Origin of the sequence: Phenylobacterium sp. J367, from assembly GCF_024699985.1 — a bacterium.
In the GTDB taxonomy this organism is placed as follows: Bacteria; Pseudomonadota; Alphaproteobacteria; order Caulobacterales; family Caulobacteraceae; genus Phenylobacterium.
Genome location: NZ_JAJONA010000001.1, coordinates 3,961,644 through 3,980,510, shown reverse-complemented (window position 1 = coordinate 3,980,510; position 18,867 = coordinate 3,961,644). Strand labels below are relative to the sequence as shown.

13 protein-coding genes and 5 pseudogenes are annotated in these 18,867 nt (G+C 70.9%); 8 read left to right on the top strand and 10 right to left on the bottom strand.

The window, feature by feature from the left end; translation table 11 throughout:
- Positions 1-2: 2 nt before the first annotated feature.
- From LRS04_RS21210 to lpxB, 6 genes and pseudogenes are all read left to right on the top strand, one after another.
- Positions 3-653 carry an OmpH family outer membrane protein gene (locus LRS04_RS21210; RefSeq protein ID WP_257818081.1) on the top strand — a complete coding sequence of 217 codons (651 nt, stop codon included), beginning with the start codon at positions 3-5 and terminating at the stop codon, positions 651-653.
- Between the two features lie 48 nt (positions 654-701).
- Complete coding sequence (gene lpxD, locus LRS04_RS21205) at positions 702-1,718, top strand: UDP-3-O-(3-hydroxymyristoyl)glucosamine N-acyltransferase (protein ID WP_257818080.1); 1,017 nt, start codon at positions 702-704, stop codon at positions 1,716-1,718.
- Positions 1,715-2,189, top strand: a pseudogene (gene fabZ / locus LRS04_RS21200) (3-hydroxyacyl-ACP dehydratase FabZ). The gene lpxD and the pseudogene fabZ overlap by 4 nt, the downstream one beginning before the upstream one ends.
- Entirely contained in the window at positions 2,186-2,983 is a 798-nt protein-coding gene (gene lpxA, locus LRS04_RS21195; protein WP_257818079.1) for an acyl-ACP--UDP-N-acetylglucosamine O-acyltransferase, read from the top strand. Before fabZ ends, lpxA begins: the two are co-directional and overlap by 4 nt.
- Positions 2,983-3,822, top strand: coding sequence for an LpxI family protein (locus LRS04_RS21190; RefSeq protein WP_257818078.1), 840 nt, complete (start codon positions 2,983-2,985; stop codon positions 3,820-3,822). Before lpxA ends, LRS04_RS21190 begins: the two co-directional genes overlap by 1 nt.
- A pseudogene (lpxB, locus tag LRS04_RS21185) lies at positions 3,819-4,989 on the top strand (lipid-A-disaccharide synthase). The gene LRS04_RS21190 and the pseudogene lpxB overlap by 4 nt, the downstream one beginning before the upstream one ends.
- Here the strand turns inward: lpxB and LRS04_RS21180 are convergent.
- The 3 genes and pseudogenes from LRS04_RS21180 to gltX all read right to left on the bottom strand — a co-directional run bounded on the left by LRS04_RS21180 (position 4,986) and on the right by gltX (position 8,119).
- Positions 4,986-5,288, bottom strand: a complete 303-nt coding sequence (locus LRS04_RS21180) for a hypothetical protein (RefSeq protein ID WP_257818076.1) — start codon at positions 5,286-5,288, stop codon at positions 4,986-4,988. The pseudogene lpxB and the gene LRS04_RS21180 sit on opposite strands and share 4 nt — an antisense overlap.
- 83 nt (positions 5,289-5,371) lie before the next feature.
- Entirely contained in the window at positions 5,372-6,655 is a 1,284-nt protein-coding gene (gene gltA, locus LRS04_RS21175; protein WP_257818075.1) for a citrate synthase, read from the bottom strand.
- A 56-nt stretch (positions 6,656-6,711) separates the two neighbouring features.
- A pseudogene (gltX, locus tag LRS04_RS21170) lies at positions 6,712-8,119 on the bottom strand (glutamate--tRNA ligase).
- A 205-nt stretch (positions 8,120-8,324) separates the two neighbouring features.
- On the opposite strand from gltX, the gene LRS04_RS21165 reads away from it, so the two are divergent.
- Complete coding sequence (locus tag LRS04_RS21165) at positions 8,325-10,307, top strand: ComEC/Rec2 family competence protein (protein ID WP_257818072.1); 1,983 nt, start codon at positions 8,325-8,327, stop codon at positions 10,305-10,307.
- A 192-nt stretch (positions 10,308-10,499) separates the two neighbouring features.
- Here the strand turns inward: LRS04_RS21165 and lexA are convergent.
- The 4 genes and pseudogenes from lexA to LRS04_RS21145 form a co-directional block, all read right to left on the bottom strand.
- Positions 10,500-11,193 (bottom strand): annotated as a pseudogene (lexA, locus tag LRS04_RS21160) (transcriptional repressor LexA).
- A 125-nt stretch (positions 11,194-11,318) separates the two neighbouring features.
- Positions 11,319-12,107, bottom strand: a complete 789-nt coding sequence (gene trpC, locus LRS04_RS21155; RefSeq protein ID WP_257818071.1) for an indole-3-glycerol phosphate synthase TrpC — start codon at positions 12,105-12,107, stop codon at positions 11,319-11,321.
- Positions 12,104-13,123: an anthranilate phosphoribosyltransferase gene (gene trpD, locus LRS04_RS21150; protein ID WP_257818069.1), complete on the bottom strand. Its 1,020-nt coding sequence runs from the start codon at positions 13,121-13,123 to the stop codon at positions 12,104-12,106. The genes trpC and trpD overlap by 4 nt, the downstream gene beginning before the upstream one ends.
- 10 nt (positions 13,124-13,133) lie before the next feature.
- On the bottom strand, positions 13,134-13,724 hold the full coding sequence (locus LRS04_RS21145; protein WP_257818068.1) for an aminodeoxychorismate/anthranilate synthase component II: 591 nt from the start codon (positions 13,722-13,724) through the stop codon (positions 13,134-13,136).
- A gap of 124 nt (positions 13,725-13,848) precedes the next feature.
- On the opposite strand from LRS04_RS21145, the gene LRS04_RS21140 reads away from it, so the two are divergent.
- Positions 13,849-14,037 carry a hypothetical protein gene (locus LRS04_RS21140; RefSeq protein WP_257818067.1) on the top strand — a complete coding sequence of 63 codons (189 nt, stop codon included), beginning with the start codon at positions 13,849-13,851 and terminating at the stop codon, positions 14,035-14,037.
- Positions 14,038-14,433: 396 nt separating this feature from the next.
- On the opposite strand, the gene LRS04_RS21135 is transcribed toward LRS04_RS21140, so the two are convergent.
- The 3 genes and pseudogenes from LRS04_RS21135 to LRS04_RS21125 all read right to left on the bottom strand — a co-directional run bounded on the left by LRS04_RS21135 (position 14,434) and on the right by LRS04_RS21125 (position 18,757).
- Positions 14,434-15,045, bottom strand: a complete 612-nt coding sequence (locus tag LRS04_RS21135; RefSeq protein WP_257818066.1) for a hypothetical protein — start codon at positions 15,043-15,045, stop codon at positions 14,434-14,436.
- Between the two features lie 258 nt (positions 15,046-15,303).
- Positions 15,304-16,835, bottom strand: a pseudogene (trpE, locus tag LRS04_RS21130) (anthranilate synthase component I).
- Positions 16,832-18,757 (bottom strand): peptidylprolyl isomerase, encoded by a 1,926-nt coding sequence (locus tag LRS04_RS21125; RefSeq protein ID WP_257818065.1) that lies wholly within the window; start codon positions 18,755-18,757, stop codon positions 16,832-16,834. The pseudogene trpE and the gene LRS04_RS21125 overlap by 4 nt, the downstream one beginning before the upstream one ends.
- Positions 18,758-18,867 lie beyond the last annotated feature (110 nt).

Here is an 18,867-nt window from a genome sequence, read left to right as displayed (position 1 = left end):
TCATGAATTCCAAGACCCTCGCCGTGGCCGCCAGCGCCGTCGTCGCGCTGAGCGCCGGCGCCGCCTTCGCCCAGCAGCCGGCGGCGGCTCCTGCCGCTGCGGCGCCCGCCGTCAGCCACGGTCCGGCCGTGCCCGGCCTGTGCATCCTGTCGGTCCAGGGCGCCATCGGCGGCTCGACCGTCGGCAAGTACGTCGACACCCGCATGCAGCAGATCGTCCAGCAGGTGAACGCCGAGCTGAACGGCGAGCGCACGGCCATCGAGAACGAGGGCAAGACCCTCGAAGGCCAGCGCGCCACGCTCGACCGCACCACGCTGGAACAGCGCGCCTCGGCCCTGCAGGTCCGCGCCAACGCCCTCCAGCGCAAGGCCCAGCAGCGCGAGCGGGAAGTCTCCGCCACCGAGCAGAAGGCCGTTGGCCGCGTCGGTCAGGAGATGGAGCCGCTGATCCGTCAGGTCTACCAGCAGCGCCAGTGCTCGGTGCTGCTCAACCGTGACGCGGTCGTGATCGCCTCGCCTGCCGCCGACATCACGCCCGGCGTGGTGACCGCGCTGAACGCCAAGATCACCCAGTTCGCCTTCGACCGCGAACGCCTGGACGCCCAGCCGCAAGCCGCGGCCGCCGCCACCCCGGCGCCCGCCACCCGCCGCTAGGACAGAGACCCGAAGAGGGCGCGGGTCGCGGTGACCCGAAAGGACGTCATGCCCGATCCGCGCTTCTTCGAAGACCTCGGTCCCATAACCCTAGGCGAACTCGCGGCGCTCACCGGCGCCGAGCTCTCCGACCCGGCGGCGGCCGGCCGGTCCGTCCGCGCCGTGGCCATCCTGAGCCGGGCCCAGGCCGACACTGTCACCTACATCTCCGACCGCAAGCACGCCGAGGCGCTTGCCGCGTCGAAGGCCGGCGCCTGCTTCGTGCCCGCGGCCCAGGCGGCCACGGTCCCGTCGGGTTGCGTCGCGCTGGTCACGCCCGCGCCGCAGGCGGCCTACGCCCTGGCAGCCCAGCGGCTTCATCGACCGCGGGTGAACACGTCCAAGCAGGCGGTGGCGGCGGATGCGCGGCTGGAGGAGGGCGTCATCCTCGGCCCGGGCGCGGTGGTCGGTCCGGGCGCCCAGATCGGCCGCGGCACGGTGATCGGCGCCAATTCGGTCGTGGGACCGGGCGTGACCATCGGACGGAACTGCGAGATCGGCCCCAATGTGACGCTGGGGTTCGCGTTGCTTGGCGATCGGGTCCGAATCCTCGCCGGCGCGGTCATCGGCGAGCCCGGATTCGGCGCCACGGTGGGCCCCAAGGGCCTGATCGACGTGCCCCAACTCGGCCGGGTGATCCTGCAGGACGGCGTCACCGTGGGCGCCAACACCTGCATCGACCGGGGCGCCTATGACGACACCTCGATCGGCGAGAACACCAAGATCGACAATCTGGTGCAGATCGCCCACAACGTGCGCGTCGGTCGCAATTGCGTGATGGCGGCGCACACCGGCATCTCGGGCAGCGTCGACATCGGCGACGGCGCTCAGTTCGGCGGACGGGCGGGCGTCGCCGACCATGTGAGCATCGGGGACGGCGCCCGTGTCGGCGCGGCCGCCGGCGTCATGAAGGACATCCCTGCCGGCGAGACCTGGGGCGGCATGCCGGCCCGGTCGATCCGTAAGTGGATGCGTGAGACCGCATGGCTGGCCAAGATGGCCGCCGGCAAGGAGGGTAAGGCATGAGCCGCAAGGCCCCGGTGAACGACGAGACCGGCCACATCGACATCACCGAGATCCTGGCTCGCATTCCCCACCGCTTCCCCTTCCTGCTCATCGATCGGGCGGAGGGAGTACAAGGCCAACGAGAGCATCGTCGGCATTAAATGCGTGACCGTGAACGAGCCCTTCTTCCAGGGCCACTTCCCGGACTATCCGGTGATGCCCGGCGTGCTCCTGATCGAGGCCATGGCCCAGACGGGCGCGGTGCTGATGTCGAAGACCCTCGAGGTCGATACGACGGGCAAGGCGATCTTCTTCATGTCGGCCGACAACTGCCGCTTCCGCGCGCCTGTCCGGCCGGGCGACGTGGTGCGCATGCCGGTCCGCGTCACCAAGCAGCGCGGCGACATCTTCAAGTTCGCGGGCCAGGCCATGGTCGGCGAGAAGGTGGTGGCGGAGTGCGAGTTCGCCGCCATGGTGGTCGACACCCAGTGAGCGGCGGGATCCATCCGACGGCGGTCGTCGCCAAGGGCGCGGAGCTCGCCGAGGGCGTTACCGTCGGCCCCTTCTGCGTGATCGGCGCGAGGGTGAAGATCGGGCCGGGCACCCGGCTGCACAGCCACGTGGTGGTCGACGGCTCCACGGAGCTCGGCGCGAACAACCAGGTCTATCCCTTCGCCGTCCTGGGCGGTCCGCCACAGCACACCGCCTACAAGGGCGAGGACACTCGCCTGGTGGTGGGCGACAACAACGTCATCCGCGAACACGCCACCATGAACCTCGGCACCGTCAACGGCGGCGGGGTAACAAGGGTCGGATCCAACGGCTTCTACATGATCGAAAGCCATGTGGGGCACGACTGTGTGGTCGGCGACAGCGTCATCCTCACCAAGCAGGCGACGTTGGGCGGTCACTGCGAGATCGGCGACTTCGTGATCGTCGGGGGCCTGGCGGCCGTCCATCAGTTCACGCGGGTGGGCCGGCACGCCATGATCGGCGGCCTCGCGGCCGTGGTGAAGGACGTGATCCCCTACGGCTCGGTCTGGGGCAACCATGCCCACCTCGAGGGCCTGAACCTCGTGGGCCTGAAGCGCCGGGGCTTCAGCCGCGAGAGCATCAACACCCTCAGAGCCGCCTACCGCCTGCTGTTCGCCGACGAGGGCACCTTCCAGGAGCGGCTGGACGACACGATCGAAACCTACTCGGACTCGCCTGAGGTGATGGAGATCATCGACTTCATCCGCGCCGACGCCAACCGGCCGATCTGCCTGCCCGAACGCGAAGTCTGATGAAGAAGCTCGGGCTGATCGCCGGCGGCGGGAGCCTACCCGTCGAGATCGCCCGGCACTGCGAGCGGGCCGGCCGGCCCCTGTTCGTCATCCGCCTCAAGGGGTTCGCCGGCGACGGTCTGGGCGACTATGCCGGCGCCGAAGTCGGCCTGGCGGAACTCGGCAAGTGCTTCAAGGCGCTGAAGCGGGCGGGCTGCGAGGCGGTCTGCCTGGCCGGCAACGTCGCCAGGCCGGACTTCGCGACGCTGATGCCGGACATGCGCGGCCTTGCCGTCATCCCCGCCGCCATCGTGGCGGCCAGGAAGGGCGACGACGCCCTGCTGCGTCTGCTGGTCTCCGAGTTCGAGAAGGAAGGCTTCGTCGTCGAGGGGGCGCATGAGGTCATGGACGACCTCGGCCTGCCGGCCGGGCCGCTCGGCCGCGTCACGCCGTCGGAGGCCGCCGCCGGAGACGTCGCCCGCGCCCTCGAGGTCGCCCGTCACATCGGCAAGCACGACATCGGCCAGGGCGCCGTGGTCTGCGACGGACTGGTGCTCGCGGTGGAAGCCCAGGAGGGCACCGACGCCATGCTGGCCCGGGTCGCCGAGCTGCCGACGGCGGTTCGCGGTCGACCCGACGCGCCGCGTGGGGTGCTGGCCAAGGCGCCCAAGCCGATCCAGGAAACCCGCGTGGACATGCCGACCATCGGCCTGGCGACGATCGAGGCCGTGGCCCGCGCGGGCCTGGCGGGCATCGTCGGTGAGGCCGGCCGCCTGCTGGTTCTCGACCGCGAGGCGGTGATCGCCTTGGCCGACGAGCTTGGCCTGTTCGTCCTCGGCGTGGAGCCCGAGACACCATGACCGGTCGCCCGCTCACCGTCATGCTGGTGGCGGCGGAGGCATCGGGCGACGATCGCGGTGCGGGCCTCGCCCGCGCGCTCCGGAAGAAGCTCGGTAAGGATGGGGTCCGCTTCGTGGGCGTCGGCGGCCAGCATATGGCGGCCGAAGGGGTCGCGAGCCCATTCGACATCGCCGAGCTTTCGATCTTTGGCCTCGTCGAGGGACTGATGGCCTGGCGCAAGGTGGTTCGCCGGGCTGACGAGACGGCGGCGCTCGCCGCGCGCGAGAAGCCGGACGTGGCGGTGCTGATCGACCTGGGGTTTCACCCTGCGCGTGGCCCAGCGACTGCGGAGGCTCGATCCGAAGCTGCCGCTCATGAAGTACGTCGGTCCGCAAGTCTGGGCCTCGCGGCCCGGTCGGGCGAAGACGGCGGCCGAGGTGTTCGACCACCTGCTCTCGATCCTCGCCTTCGACGCGCCGCTGTTCGAGGAGCACGGCCTGCCCGTGACCTTCGTGGGCAATCCGGCGCTCAACCTCGACTTCAGCCGCGCCGACCCGGTCCGCCTGCGGAGCCAGATCGGCGCCGGTCCCGACGATCCCATCCTTCTGGTGCTGCCGGGCAGCCGGCCGAGCGAGATCGCCCGGATGCTGCCGCCCTTCGAGGCGGCCGTGAACCGGCTCAAGCGGACCCGGACCGATCTCCACGTCGTGATCCCGGCCGCCCCGACGGTGGCCGAAGCGGTGAGGGCGCGCGTCGCGGGCTGGCCGCACCGCGCCCATGTGCTGGAAGGCGACGAAGCCAAGCTCGACGCCATGAAGGCCGCCACGGTGGCGCTGGCCTGCTCTGGGACGGTCACGACGGAGCTGGCGCTCGCCGGCGTTCCTATGGTCGTCGCCTACCGCCTAGGCCCGGTGACCTATGCCATCCTGAAGCGGCTGATCCGCACCAAGTGGGTGACGCTGTTCAACATCGCCGCCCAGGACTTCGTCGCGCCGGAGCTGATCCAGGACGCGTGCAACGCTGAGCGGCTGACACACGAGATCGCACAGCGCCTCGACGACAAGGCGCTGCGCGACGCCCAGGTGGCGCGGCAGTACGAGGCCCTGGACCGCATGGGGCGCGGCGGCCCCGATCCGAACGATGCGGCCGCCGAGGCCGTGCTGAAGCTGGTGAAGGCCCGCGCCTAGGCTGGCTGGAGCCTGGCGTCTGTGAGGTCGAGTGCGCCGAGACCGTTCCTGACCTCGAAGATCTGTGGCTCGGCCGCGGGCACGCCGAGACGGTTCGCCCGCTCCTCGATCTGGGGCCGGTAGGCGGCCAGGGCCTCGCGGCTCTCCCAGACGTCCACGATGGTCATCTCGCGCCCGTCATAGCCGACGAGATGGAGCAGCGCGCCTTCGGGCAGCGGTTGGTGGGCGAGTTCGGTTTCGTAGGGCGCGTAGTCGGTCGGAGCGACCTTGTCCGACCGGTAGATAGCCATGATGGCCATGGCGGTCTCCCTTGGAGCGGCGGAGCCGTCTTGGCCCCGCCGTATCCTTGGGCGACTTTTCAGTCGTTGCAACCTGCGCGGGCTTAGCCGCGCTTCTCGACCGCCACGTAATCGCGTTGCGGCGCGCCGGTGTAGAGCTGGCGCGGGCGGCCGATCTTCTGCGACGGGTCCTCGATCATCTCCTTCCACTGGGCGATCCAGCCGACGGTCCGCGCCAGGGCGAACAGCACGGTGAACATCTCCGGCGGGAAGCCGAGGGCGCGGAGCGTGATGCCCGAGTAGAAGTCGACGTTCGGATAGAGCTTCCGCTCGACGAAATAGGGGTCGTTGAGCGCGATCTTCTCGAGCTCCATGGCCACCTTCAGCAGCGGGTCGTCCGAGTGGCCGACTTCCGCCAGGACCTCGTGGCAGGTGGTCTGCATGACCTTCGCGCGCGGGTCATAGTTCTTGTAGACCCGGTGGCCGAAGCCCATCAGGCGATAGCGCCGGTCCTTCACGCCCTGGACGTATTCCGGGATGCGGTCGACCGTGCCGATCTCCTTCAGCATGTTCAGCGCCTCCTCGTTCGCCCCGCCGTGGCTGGGGCCCCAGAGGCAGGCGATGCCGGCGGCGATGCAGGCGAACGGATTGGCGCCCGAGGAGCCGGCGAGGCGGACGGTCGAGGTCGACGCGTTCTGCTCGTGGTCGGCGTGGAGGATGAAGATCCGATCCATGGCGCGGGTCAGCACCGGGTTCGGCTTCCAGTCCTCGGCCGGCACCGAGAAGCACATCTTCAGGAAGTTCTCGGCGTACGAGAGGTCGTTGCGCGGATGCACGAACGGCTGGCCCAGCGAATATTTGTAGGCGCGGGCCGCGATCGTCGGGATTTTGGCGATCATCCGGTGCGCGGAGATCATCCGCTGTTCGGGATCATCGATGTTGGTGCTGTCGTGGTAGAAGGCCGACAGGGCGCCGACGGCGCTGACCATGATCGCCATGGGGTGCGCATCGCGCCGGAAGCCCATGAAGAACCGGTCGAACTGCTCGTGCAGCATCGTGTGGTAGGTGATGTTGTGGTCGAAGGTCGCGTACTCGGCGGCCGTCGGCAGCTCGCCATGCAGCAGCAGGTAGCAGACCTCGAGGAAGCTGGACTTCTCGGCCAGCTGGTCGATCGGGTAGCCGCGGTGCAGCAGGATGCCCGCGTCGCCGTCGATGAAGGTGATCTTGCTCTCGCAGGACGCCGTCGACGTGAATCCGGGGTCGTAGGTGAAGGTGTCGGTCTCGGCGTAGAGCTTGCGGATGTCTACGACGTCGGGCCCGGTGGTCCCCTTAAGGACCGGAAGCTCGACGGTCTTGCCGCCGATGCCGATCTTCGCCGTGTCGCCCATGCGGACCCCTTTCGCAATGCGGGATAAAACGCTCGTTCGAGCGGCCTTATAGCGTTTTACGCGCCGTCGGAAAGCGCATCGTTAAGCCGGCCAAGACTTTCGTCTTTTCCGAGCGATACCAGCGTTCCGGCGAGGTCCGGCGCGGGTGAGCCGCCCGAGAGGACGCCCCGCAGCGCCGGACCGAACTTTCCAATACCCACCCCTTCGGCCTCGGCGAAGCCGCGGATGGACTGCTCGAGCGCCGGGACGGCCCAGTCGGCCTCGTCCGCCAGGCGATCTCGCAGGCGCGAAAGGCGGCCGCGGGTCTCCTCGGTGAGCAGGCCCTGGACCTTCTCCGGCAGCTCCAGGGGCCGGTGCTTCAGCACGAAGACTGTGGCGTCGGCCAGCTCCAGCATGGTCTTGGCGCCGTCGCGGACCAGCGGGATCGTCCGTTCGAGGACGGGCAGGGCGGCTTCGCGGACCTTCAGGTCGCGGCTCTTGTGGATGTCGACGACGAGGCCGGCCAGGCGGGCGGGCTCGGCCAGGCGGATGTAGTGGTTGTTGAGGTGGTTCAGCTTGTCCCAGTCGAGCCGGGCCGGGGCGGAAACCACGTCCTTGATGTCGAACCAGGCGATCGCCTGTTCGTCGGAGAAGATCTCGTCGTCGCCATGACCCCAGCCGAGCTTGGCCAGGTAGTTGCGCATCGCCTCGGGCAGGTAGCCCATGGCGTCGAACTCGCTGACCGCCTGGGCGCCGTGGCGCTTGGAGAGCTTGGCGCCGTCGGGGCCGTGGATCAGCGGCAGGTGGGCCCAGACGGGCGCCGCCCAGCCGAGGCCCTGGTAGATCAGCGTCTGGCGGGCGGCGTTGTTCAGGTGGTCGTCCCCGCGAATGACGTGGGTCACGCCCATCTCGTGGTCGTCCACCACGACGGCCAGGTTGTAGGTCGGCGTCCCATCCGTCCGCAGCAGGATCAGGTCGTCGAGGTTCTGGTTCTGGAAGCGGACCTCGCCCTTCACCTGGTCGTCGATCACCGTCTCGCCGTCGAGCGGCGCCTTCAGGCGCACGACGAAGGGGCGGTCCGGCGCGTCGTTCGGCGAAAGGTCGCGCCAGGGCGAGCGGATGACGCGGCCCTCGGCGCGGGCGAGCTCGCGCTCGGCCTCCAGCTCCTCGGGCGTCATGTAGTCCCGGTACGCCGAGCCGCGGGCGAGCATCTGGTCCACGGCGGCGCGATGGCGGTCGGCGCGGCCCGCCTGGAACACCGGGGCCTCGTCGGCCTCCAGGCCCAGCCACTTCAGGCCATCGAAGATCACCTGCACAGCCTCGGCCGTGGAGCGCTCGCGGTCGGTGTCCTCGATGCGCAGCAGGAACTTGCCGCCGGTGTGGCGGGCGTAAAGCCAGTTGAAAAGCGCCGTCCGGGCCGTGCCAATGTGCATCATGCCGGTGGGGGGACGGGGCGATACGGGTGACGACGGGTCGGTCGGACATCGATTTTCGTGAAGCTGGGGAAGGGGGGCGCCGGGCGCCTGGGCGGCGCCTCTTAGCACGCGGATTCCGCCGGGCTCCTAGCCTTGCTGCGGCGCTCGGGTGGCTCAAGGCGCAAGTCGGAGCCCAGGCAGATCGCTGGACGCTCTGGACGCCGGTCGCCTTCGGCCTCGGCGCGGCGCTCTACTTCAGCCTGCCGAGGGAGCCGATGGCGACGGTCGCCTGGGCCTGCCTGGCGATTGCGGGGCTGCTGCTGGCCGGCGCGGCGCGCTCTAGCGTTCGCATCCTCACGGCGGTCCTGGTGCTCTCCGCCTGCGCCATCGGCGGCTTCGGCCTGGCCAAGGTGCGGACCGAGCGCGTCTGGGCGCCCGTCGCGCCGGCCGGCGGCGAGCCGCAGCGGATCGAGGGCTGGGTCGTGGACGTGGCGAGCCCGGGCGAGGGCGGCCAGCGGCTGCTGATCGCGCCGGCCCGGATCGGCGACTGGGGCCCGGCGGCGACGCCGATCCGCATCCGGGTGACGCTGCGCCCGGGCGCCCCCGTGCCGGCGCCGGGATCGCCGGTGCGCCTGCTGGCCATCGTCAACGCGCCGCCCCCGCCGGCCGCGCCTGGGGCCTACGACTTCGCCCGCGACGCCTTCTTCGAGAGCGTCGGCGGCGTGGGTTTCGCGCTCAGCCCGCCGGTGACCTGGGAGCCGCTCGCCGAGCCGCCGTGGCGGCTGCGCTGGCAGATGCGCATCAACGCCGTGCGCTGGGAGCTGTCGCGGCGGATCGTCGACGAGCTGGGGCCGGCCACCGGCGGGCTCGCGGCGGCCATGACCACCGGCCACGAGGCGTTCATCCCGCGCGAGCAGGAGGAGAACCTGCGGGCCGCGGGCCTGGCGCACATCATCTCGATCTCCGGCCTGCACATGGCGATCGTCGGCGGGTTCGCGTTCGCCGCGGCCCGGCTCGGCATCGCCGCCTGGCCCTGGCTGGCGCTGCGGATCCACGGGAAGAAGGTGGCCGCCCTCGTCGGATTGGCCGCCGTCGGCGGCTACCTCGTGCTCTCCGGCGCGCCGCCGCCGGCCGAGCGGGCCGCCGTGACCGCGGCCGTGGCGTTCGGGGCCATCCTCGTCGACCGTCAGGCGATCAGCCTGCACGCCCTGGCGCTCGCAGCGATGGCCGTGCTGCTGCTGCAGCCGGAGGCGGTGACCGAACCCGGCTTCCAGATGTCGTTTGCTGCCACCGCGGCGCTGGTGGCCCTCGCCGAGCGGTGGCCCAGGCCGATCCGGGAGATCGAGGTCCCGTGGCCGATCCGGACGCTGCAGGCGGCCGGCGCGTGGATCGCCATCAGCATCGCCGCGAGCTTCGTGGCGGGCCTGGCCACCGGACCCTTCGCCATGCAGCACTTCAACCGGGTCTCGACCTGGGGCCTGGCGGCCAATCTGGTGGTCGCGCCGATCTCGTCCTTCCTGATGATGCCGGGGCTCGCCGTCGGCGCGGCGCTGACGCCCTTCGGCCTGGGCGACGCGCCGCTGGCGGCCGCGGGGCTCGGCATCGAGGCCATGAACCGGGTGGCCGCGATCGCGGCCGCCGCGCCCATGGCGCAGGTGGTCGTGCCGAGCGGACCGGCCTGGACCCTGGCGGTGGCGTTCCTCGGCATCCTGTGGCTCTGCCTCTGGAAGGGGCCGCTGCGGTGGATCGGGCTGCCGTTCGCCTTCGCCGTGCTGCTCGCGCCCCGACCGCCGGTTCCGGACGCCTGGGTCAGCGCCGACGGGGCGACCGCCGCGGTGAGGTCCGAAAAGGCGGCGCTCCTGCTCCGGCCGGACGTGAAGCTGTTCGGCGCCGAGCTCTGGGCGCGGCGGCGTGGACTGACGCCGCAGGCCGCGGACCAGGGCTACGACTGCGACCGCTGGAGCTGCCTGCCTAAGGCGAAGGCGCCGGTGAAGCTGGCGGAGGCGTGGAACCTGAAGCGGCCGCTGAAGCCCGGCCGGACCGAGGCGATGTGCGCCGCAGCCGAGGTGGTGGTGATCCGCAACGACGAACGCCCGGCGAGCTGCCGGGCGCGAGTGGTCCTGACAGGCGTCGACTTCCGCAAGGGCGGCTCGGCCGAACTGCACCGTCAGGCGGACGGGACGTGGCGGGTGACCTGGGCGCAGGACCTGCGCGGCCATCGCCCCTGGACCTGGGGGCCGGATCCGCGTCGTCGCTGACAGGGGGCCTGGGCCGGCGGTGTCGCCTCTGGACATCGGACCAGGGGACCACGGCCCTGCGACAGACCTGGTCGCAACGGATTTGGCTGCGTGCGAGGGGGGTTCAAGGGGAGGGCGGGGCTGTTCGCCTGCGCCGTCCTCTCCCGGCCTCTCCCATGGCGCTGGCGGGCCTGAGAGAGGGGCGGGATCGGCCTAGTGGTAGCGGCGGATCAGGCCAACGAGGCGGCCCTGCACGGCGACCTGGTCGGGGCCGAAGATGCGGGTCTCGTAGGCCGGGTTGGCGGCCTCCAGGGCGATGGACGCGCCCTTCTTGCGGATGCGCTTCAGCGTGGCTTCCTCGCCGTTGACCAGGGCCACGACGATGTCGCCCGACTGGGCGCTGTCGGTGCGGCGGATGACCACGAAGTCGCCGTCGAGGATGCCGGCGTTGATCATCGAGTCGCCGGAGATCTCCAGGACGAAGTGCTCGCCGGCGCCGAGGATCGCCTCGGGGACGGGGAGGCGGTCGCGCTCCTGCTGGATCGCCTCGATGGGGGGTGCCGGCGGCGATCTTGCCGAGGATCGGCAGGTCCCGGGAGTCGTTGGCCACCGGCAGGCCGCCGGCCTGACCGGCTTCGACGAGCTGGGGCTTGAAGGGCGCGCGGCCCTTGGGCGGGGCGGCGGCGGTGGCCTGCTGCGGCAGCTTCACGACCTCCAGGGCGCGGGCCCGGTGGGGCAGGCGGCGCAGGAAGCCGCGCTCCTCCAGGGCGGTGATCAGGCGGTGGATGCCGGACTTCGAGGCCAGATCCAGCGCCTCCTTCATCTCGTCGAAGGAGGGAGACACGCCGGTCTCCTTGATCCGTTCGTGGATGAACATGAGCAGTTCGTGCTGCTTACGGGTGAGCATGGCGCTAGTCCCTGAGGAACAAATCGAAAACCTTGTCGATGTTCTCTAGGTGTTCCTCGTTAATGTCAAGTTACCGACGAGGCCATTGAAACCGCTGATCAAATTTCGGAGGGCGCGGCGGCGACTCAGCCGAGCAGGGCGCGAGTCGCGGCGGCGACGTCGGCCTGGCGCATCAGGCTCTCCCCGACCAGCATGGCCTTCGCGCCCGAGCGTTCCAGGCGGGCGGCGTCCTCGGCCGTGAAGATGCCGCTCTCGGTGACGAGCAGGGCGTCCGTGGGCGCGCGGGCGGCGAGACGCTCGGTGATCGCGAGGTCGACGGTAAAGGTGCGGAGGTCGCGGTTGTTGACGCCCACGAGGTCGGCGCCGAGCGCCCCGGCGCGGTCCATCTCGGCCTCGTCGTGGACCTCGACGAGCGCGTCCATGCCCAGGCGGCGGGCCTCGGCCACCAGCTCGGCGGCGAGCGTGTCGTCGACCATGGCCAGGATCACCAGGATGGCGTCGGCCGAGAGCGCCCGGGCCTCGGCCACCTGCCAGGGGTCGACCAGGAACTCCTTGCGCAGGCAGGGCAGACCCGTCGCCTGGTGGGCGGCGGTCAGGTAGGCGTCGGCGCCCTGGAAGCTGGGCGTGTCGGTGAGCACGGAGAGGCAGGCCGCGCCGCCGGCCTCATAGGCGCGGGCGAGCGCCGGCGGGTCGAAGTCCTCGCGGATCAGGCCCTTGGAGGGCGAGGCCTTCTTGATCTCGGCGATCAGGGCGAGGCGGCCGGGGCCGTGGGCGCGCTCCAGGGCGGCCTTGAAGCCGCGCGGGGCGGGCGCGGCGCGGGCCGCGGCCTCGACCATGCCCTGGGTGCGCCCGGCCTTGCGGGCGGCGACCTCGTCACGCTTGTAGGCGGCGATCCGGTCGAGGATGTCGCTCATGCGTAGGTCTTGGTGATATCCGCCAGGCGGTCGAGGGCGGCCAGCGCCTTGCCCTCGTCGATCACCCGGGCGGCCATCTCCACGCCTTCGCGCAGGGTCTCGACCTTCTCGTCCACCAGGAAGGCGGCGGCGGCGTTCAGCGCCACCACGTCGCGATAGGGACCCTTCTCGCCTTCGAGCAGGCCGCGGAGCGCCTTGGCGTTCTCGGCCGGCGTGCCGCCCGTGAGGTCGGCCAGCGCCGCGCGCGGCAGGCCGACGGCCTCAGGCGTGATGGTGAAGAGCCGGACCTGGCCGTTGCGGAACTCCGCCACGCTGGTCTCGCCGGTGGTCGTCATCTCGTCCATGCCGCCGCCGTGGACCACCCAGGCGCGCTCGGCGCCCAGCGCGCCCAGCACCTGGGCGAGCGGCGAGACCCAGCGTTCGGCGAAGACGCCGACCACCTGGCGCTTCGCGCCGGCCGGATTGGTCAGCGGGCCCAGCAGGTTGAAGATGGTCCGGAAGCCGAGCTCGGTGCGGATCGGCGACACGTGGCGCATGGCGCCGTGGTGGGCCGGGGCGAACAGGAAGCAGATGTTCGCCTCCTCCAGCGCCTTCAGATGGGTCTCGGGCGGGGCGGCGAGGTTGACGCCCAGCTCGGAGAGCACGTCGGCGCCCCCGGACTTCGAGGACAGGGCGCGATTGCCGTGCTTGGCGACCTTCAGGCCGCCGCCGGCCGCCACGAAGGCCGCGGCGGTGGAGATGTTGAGCGTGTGCAGGCCGTCGCCGCCGGTGCCGCAGACGTCGATGGTCGGGAAGCCCGGCTCGATGTGGATGGCGGCGCGGCGCATGGCCCGCGCGCAGGCGGTGATCTCGCCCATGGTCTCGCCGCGCATGCGCATGGCGGTCAGCGCCGCGCCGACCTGCGCGGGCGTCGGCTCGCCGCGCAGGCAGGCGGCGAAGAACTCGTCGGCGTCCTCCTCCGAAAGGGTCGCGCCGTCGGCCAGGCGCTGCAGGAGCGGCTTGAAGAGGTCGGACATGGGTCCCGGGTCAGGCGGTGGCCAGGCGCTTCACGCCGGCGATGTCGAGGAAGTTGCCGAGCAGCTCGTGGCCGCATTCGGTGGCGATGGACTCCGGGTGGAACTGCACCCCGTGGATCGGCCGCGTCTTGTGCTGGACGCCCATGATCTCGCCGTCCTCGGTCCAGGCGGTGACCTCCAGCACGTCCGGCAGCACCTGCTGCTCGACGGCGAGCGAGTGGTAGCGGGTGGCGGTGAAGGGGGCCTTCAGGCCCTTGAATACGCCCTTGCCCTCGTGATGGATCTGGCTGGTCTTGCCGTGCATCAGGGCCTTGGCGCGGACCACCTCGCCGCCGAACGCCTGGCCGATCGACTGGTGGCCCAGGCAGACGCCGAAGATCGGCAGGTCGTCGGGGGCGGCGGCCAGAAGGTCGAGGCAGATGCCGGCCTCGTTGGGGGTGCAGGGGCCGGGCGACAGCAGCACGCCCTGGGGCTTCAGCCCGAGCGCCTCGGCCACGCTCACCGCGTCGTTGCGGTGGACGACGGTCTCCGCCCCCAGCTCGTTCAGGTAGTGGACGAGGTTGTAGGTGAAGCTGTCGTAGTTATCGATCACCAGGATCATGGGTTCTCTCTAGGGGCAGAGGGGCGGTCCGCCAAGCGCGCCGATTGGCGATGGGTGGATTGGAGATGGGCCAATTGGAGATGGGCCAATTGGAGATGGGGACGACTCCGGCGATCCTCCATCCATGTCCGCCCTGGATACCGAGGCTGTCGAGCGCGCGCGCAGGCTGGTCGCCGGACCGGCGCGGCGGGAGCGGCTGTGGCCCGTGGTGGCGGCGGCGGCGCTGGCCGCGGCGACCGCGCTGGGCTTCGCGACGGCGATGATCCTGGCGCCGCCGGTCGTGACCCAGCACGTGGTGGAGACCGTGGAGTAGGGCGCTGGGCGCCTTGCCGGTCCGGGTCTGGACCCACGAAGGGCGCGAAAGCCACGACCTTGATCCGCTCCTTCTCCGCTCATCCCGGCGAAAGCCGGGATCCAGGCTGAGGGTGGGTTTGGAACCACGGATCTCGCGGGTGCTGGCCGGCGGGCGCGGGTGCGGTCCGGGTTTGGAACCACAGAACCACACAGAACCACACAGTAGGGGCTGAACAGGTTGAGGTCGGGGAGATGGCGGGCGTGACTCGCGCGCCTGGAAGGCGCGCATGGTGATGGAGGCGCCTGGCCATCCCGTGGCCCGCCTTCTGTGTGGTTCTGTGGTTCGTCTTCCGCGCGCAGCGCGGCTGCGGCCTCGGCTTGGATCCCGGCTTTCGCCGGGATGAGCGGAGGGGGGTTAGCTGGAGTCGGCGGTTTCGGGCTCGGGCTCGGCCCGTTCGCGGCCGCGGATGTCGTAGATGAGGGTGGGGTCGGCGCCGATGGCGTCGCAGGCTTCGATGACGAGGAGGTCGAAGTCGCGGGTGAGGAAGTCGTCGCGCTGTTCGGCGTCGTCGAGGAAGGCCTCGAGCCTGTCCCACATGGGGTCTTCGGGCGGCGGGCGGTCGGGTCTGTCGATCCCGTCGTCGGGGAGGTTCCAGTCGGCGCCTTCGTGCTCGGTCCAGAAGCAGTCGCCGACCCGGGTCCAGACGCCGTCGCGGCGCTGGTCGACGGCGATCTCACGGGTCTCGGCCTCGGCCTTCGCCTTGGCTTCGGCGAGGTCGGCCTTCTCCTGAGCCTTGAAGTGCAGATCGTCCTTGTAGCGGACCAGCTTGAGTTCCAACGCCAGCGTCTGGCGCAGGCCGCGGCTCACCCGGTGGAAGGCGGTGGCGAGGCGGACGGCGTCCTCGGGGCTCTCGGCTTCCATGGCTCGGTGCTGCAGGTCGCGGCAGAGCTCCAGGCTCATCCCCGCGAGCGCGCGGAGCGTCACGGTGTGACGGTCTTCTCCAAGCTGGGCTGCGTCGTCGGCCATGAGAACGAAACAAGAACAGATGCAGCCGGCGAAGTCAAGGTTTTTCGGCTGCAGGCCCTCTCCCTACCCTCTCCCTCTCCGCTTCGCGGGGGAGAGGAGGTGATGGCTTTGACTCTCAGCTCCACTCCTCTCCCCCGGGCGAAGCCCGAGAGGGAGAGGGTAGGGAGAGGGCCGGGCTCGACCTGCGTCGCCGTGATTAGGGGTCCAGGTCTTGGGCTGACGCCCAAGCCGGGATGACAAGCGTGGCGGACGCCGGGATCAGACGAAGCGCCAGCTTTCCTCGGCGGCGCGGCGCAGCGCGCGGGCCTTGTGGAGGGTCTCGTCGTACTCGGCGTCGGGATCGCTGTCGGCGACCACGCCGCCGCCGGCCTGGACGTACATGGTCCCGTCCTTGAAGAGGGCGGTCCTGAGCACGATGCAGGTGTCCACCGAGCCGTCGGCGCCGAAATAGCCGACGCCGCCGGCGTAGCCGATGCCGCGCTTCTCGATCTCCAGCTCGTCGATGATCTCCATGGCGCGGACCTTGGGCGCGCCGGAGAGCGTGCCGGCGGGAAGCGCGGCCATCACCACGTCGACCGGGTCGAGGCCTTCGGGCGCGTCGCCCTCGACGTTGGAGACCAGGTGCATGACGTGGCTGTAGCGCTCGACGAAGAAGCTGTCGGTGACGCGCACGCGGGGGCCGCGGGCCCTCGGCGGGGGTTCGTTGGCGCCGGCGGACTTCAGCATGGCGACCCGGCCCACGTCGTTGCGGCCGAGGTCGAGCAGCATCAGGTGCTCGGCGCGCTCCTTCGGGTCGTTGATCAGGTCCTGTTCGAGGGCGGCGTCCTCGCTGGGCGTCTCGCCGCGCGGCCGGGTGCCGGCGATGGGCCGGATGGTGATCTTGCCGTCGCGCAGCCGGACCAGGATCTCCGGCGAGGAGCCGGCGAGCTGGAAGTCGCCGAAGTCCAGGTAGAACAGGAAGGGCGAGGGGTTCATCCGCCGGAGCGACCGGTAGAGGGCGAAGGGATCGCGGTCGAACGGGCTGCGGAAGCGGTGGCTGGGCACCACCTGGAAGATGTCGCCGGCCCGGATGTAGTCCTTCGCCGTCTCGACGATCTCGCGGTAGCGCTCCCGGCTGACCGGGGAGGTGAAGCGGTCCGGCTCGGGCTGGCCGTCGCCGGCGAGCGGCGGGGTCGGGCGCTGACTGTCGGCCCGGACCTTGGCGAGCCGCGCCTCGGCCGCCGCATAGGCCTCGGCCGCCGGGAGCCCGTTCGGCCGGACCGGGGTGACCAGCAAGATCTCCTGGGCGATGGCGTCGAAGATGGCCACGACCGACGGGCGGGTCATGACGCCGTCCGGCAGGCCCAGCGGGTCGGGATTGACGTCCGGCAGGTGCTCGGTGAGCCGGATCATGTCGTAGCCGATGGCCCCGAACAGGCCGGCCGACGGCGGCGGCAGGCCGGCCGGCAGCTCGATCCGCGAGCGGGCCACGAGGTCGCGCAGGCTATCGAGCGCGCCGCCGGGCTGTTCGGTGAAGCGGCCGGCGGCGATGTCGTCGCCCTCGGCGATCTCGGCCTTGTCGCCCCGGCAGCGCCAGACGAGGTCGGGGTTCAGCGTGATGATCGAATAGCGGGCGCGGAACGCGCCGCCCTCGACGCTTTCGAACAGGAAGGCGTAGGGGCGGCCGTGGCCGATCTTCAGATAGGCCGAGACCGGCGTCTCCAGGTCGTCGATCAGGCGCGTCCAGACGAGCTGGGGGCGCCCGCGTCGTAGGTCGACTGGAAGTCGTCGAACGCGGGCTCCAGCTTCACTTCTCGGCCTTCCCGGCGGCCTTGCCCTCCAGCGATTCCGGCTCGAGGCCGAGGGCGGCGCGGGCGCGGGCCTCGTTGGCCTTGACCTTCATCGCCGCACGCGCGCCGAGGCGGGCGCTCTCCTCCAGCTCCTTGAAGAGCTCGGCGCTCATCTGGTCGCGACCGAAGGCGGTGATCTGGGCGGTGAGGGCGGGGTCGCCGGGGCGGACGGCCTCCAGCTTGCCCACCGCCATGGCGAACTGCAGGTCGCGGGCGGTGAAGGTCTCGCCGGGCTTCACGGTGAAGGCCTGGCCGAGCACGTCGCGGGAGACGGTCTGGACCTGGCCGGCGGTCTGGCGCGAGAGGCCGGCGACGCGGACGACCTTCGCCCCCACCGAGCCGGCGACGGCGTCGATCGCCTCGCCCTTGCGGACGCGCTCGGACAGGGCCGTGGCGCGGGTCTCCATCCGCTTCAGGGTCTCGCGGCCGACCCAGACGCGGGACAGCTCGGCGCGCAGGGCGGCGTCGAGCGGCGGCAGGGCCGGCGGGACGATCCTCTCCACGCGGACGGCGAAGTAGCTGTTCTCGCCATCCTCGACGAGCTCGCTCTCGCCGCCGGAGGGCAGGGCGAAGGCCGCTTCGACGAGCTTCTGGGTGAGGCCGGCGACCGGCTGGTTCTGCTCGTCGCGGCCGCCCTGCGTGACCGGGCCGACCGTGACGACCGGGACACCGGCCTTGGCGGCGGATTCGGCGAGCGAGCCGCCGGCGGTGTGCGCCTCCTCGTAGGCCGTGGTCTGGGCGAGCACCTTCTCGGCGGCCTGGTCCTTGCGGATCTCGGCTTCCAGCACCGGGCGGGCCTCTTCCAGGGTGATCTCGCGGCCGGGGGTGACGCCGACGACCTTCACGACCTGCCAGCCAAGCCCGCTCTGCACCGGGGCGACCTGGCCCGCGCCGAGCCGGAAGACGGCGTCGGCGATGGCGCGGTCCGGGAAGGCGGTCTTCGGCCGGTTGTCGTAGCTGATGGCGTCCACCTTGAGCGCGCGGGCCACGGCCTGCGGGTCCTCGCCGGCCTGCAGGCGGCCGGCGATCGACTGCGCGGCGGCCTGGTCCTTCGCCGGGATCTGGACGACGGTCCGGGTCTCGGGCGTGGAATAGGTGTCCTTCCGGAACTCGTACCGCTTCTGCAGCTCGGCGGGGTCGACCGGCGGCAGGGCGCCGACCGCGTCCGGGGTGAAGCGCACCACCTGCAGCACGCGGAACTCGGGGCGCGTGAGCTGCTGGGCGTTCTCCTTCATGAAGGCCTGGAGCTGGGCCTCGGTCGGCGGGGCGACCGTACCGACCATGGCCGGGGTGACGCTGAACCAGGCGAGGTCGCGGTTCTCCAGGCCGTAGAGGGCGTTGAGCGCCGACATGGCGCGGGGCGCGCGGGCGCCGGCGACGACGCCAGTGAGCGCCATCTGGGCGGCGATGTCGTCGCGCGCCATCTGCTCGAACTGTTCGGTCGTGAAGTTCGCCTCGGCGAGCTGGCGCTGGTAGGCGGTCTTGTCGAAGCGGCCCGACACGGGATCGAAGAAGGCCGGGATCTTGGCGATCTCGTCGACCACCAGCTTGTCGGACGGATAGAGGCCGACCTTCTGCAGGAAGGCGGCGAAGGCCTCGCGGTCGGCCATCACCTGCAGGACCTGGCGGTCGAGCCCGCGCTCGACGGCGAGCTCGAGGGGAATCGGCTGGCCCTGCTGCTGCTCGATGCGGCGCTTCTGGGCGTCGAACTCGCGGCGGAACTCGACGGAGCTGACCGTTCGGCCGCCGGCCTGGATGACCCAGTCCTTGAAGGACCCGGTGAAGACGTCGTTGATGCCGAAGACGGCGAAGCTGACGATCAGCAGGCCGATCAGCACGGCGGCGACCCAGGATTTCGCGAAGGTGCGAATGGCGGCGAGCATCAATTCCCTTTCCGGGCGCAAACTTGCGGGTGGGTATAGTGGAGGCCTCTCCGTCCCCGCAAGCAGGTGACATCGGGGGCGGCATGGCTTACCGCCCGGCCCACGTGACA

What these genes read in the sequence shown, in the direction of transcription:
- LRS04_RS21210 (WP_257818081.1), top strand. Translation starts at nt 3, where the DNA reads ATGAATTCCAAGACCCTCGCCGTGGCCGCCAGCGCCGTCGTCGCGCTG.
- lpxD (WP_257818080.1), top strand. Translation starts at nt 702, where the DNA reads ATGCCCGATCCGCGCTTCTTCGAAGACCTCGGTCCCATAACCCTAGGC.
- LRS04_RS21190 (WP_257818078.1), top strand. Translation starts at nt 2,983, where the DNA reads ATGAAGAAGCTCGGGCTGATCGCCGGCGGCGGGAGCCTACCCGTCGAG.
- LRS04_RS21180 (WP_257818076.1), bottom strand. Translation starts at nt 5,288, where the DNA reads ATGGCCATCATGGCTATCTACCGGTCGGACAAGGTCGCTCCGACCGAC.
- gltA (WP_257818075.1), bottom strand. Translation starts at nt 6,655, where the DNA reads ATGGGCGACACGGCGAAGATCGGCATCGGCGGCAAGACCGTCGAGCTT.
- LRS04_RS21165 (WP_257818072.1), top strand. Translation starts at nt 8,325, where the DNA reads ATGGCGACGGTCGCCTGGGCCTGCCTGGCGATTGCGGGGCTGCTGCTG.
- trpC (WP_257818071.1), bottom strand. Translation starts at nt 12,107, where the DNA reads ATGAGCGACATCCTCGACCGGATCGCCGCCTACAAGCGTGACGAGGTC.
- trpD (WP_257818069.1), bottom strand. Translation starts at nt 13,123, where the DNA reads ATGTCCGACCTCTTCAAGCCGCTCCTGCAGCGCCTGGCCGACGGCGCG.
- LRS04_RS21145 (WP_257818068.1), bottom strand. Translation starts at nt 13,724, where the DNA reads ATGATCCTGGTGATCGATAACTACGACAGCTTCACCTACAACCTCGTC.
- LRS04_RS21140 (WP_257818067.1), top strand. Translation starts at nt 13,849, where the DNA reads ATGTCCGCCCTGGATACCGAGGCTGTCGAGCGCGCGCGCAGGCTGGTC.
- LRS04_RS21135 (WP_257818066.1), bottom strand. Translation starts at nt 15,045, where the DNA reads ATGGCCGACGACGCAGCCCAGCTTGGAGAAGACCGTCACACCGTGACG.
- LRS04_RS21125 (WP_257818065.1), bottom strand. Translation starts at nt 18,757, where the DNA reads ATGCTCGCCGCCATTCGCACCTTCGCGAAATCCTGGGTCGCCGCCGTG.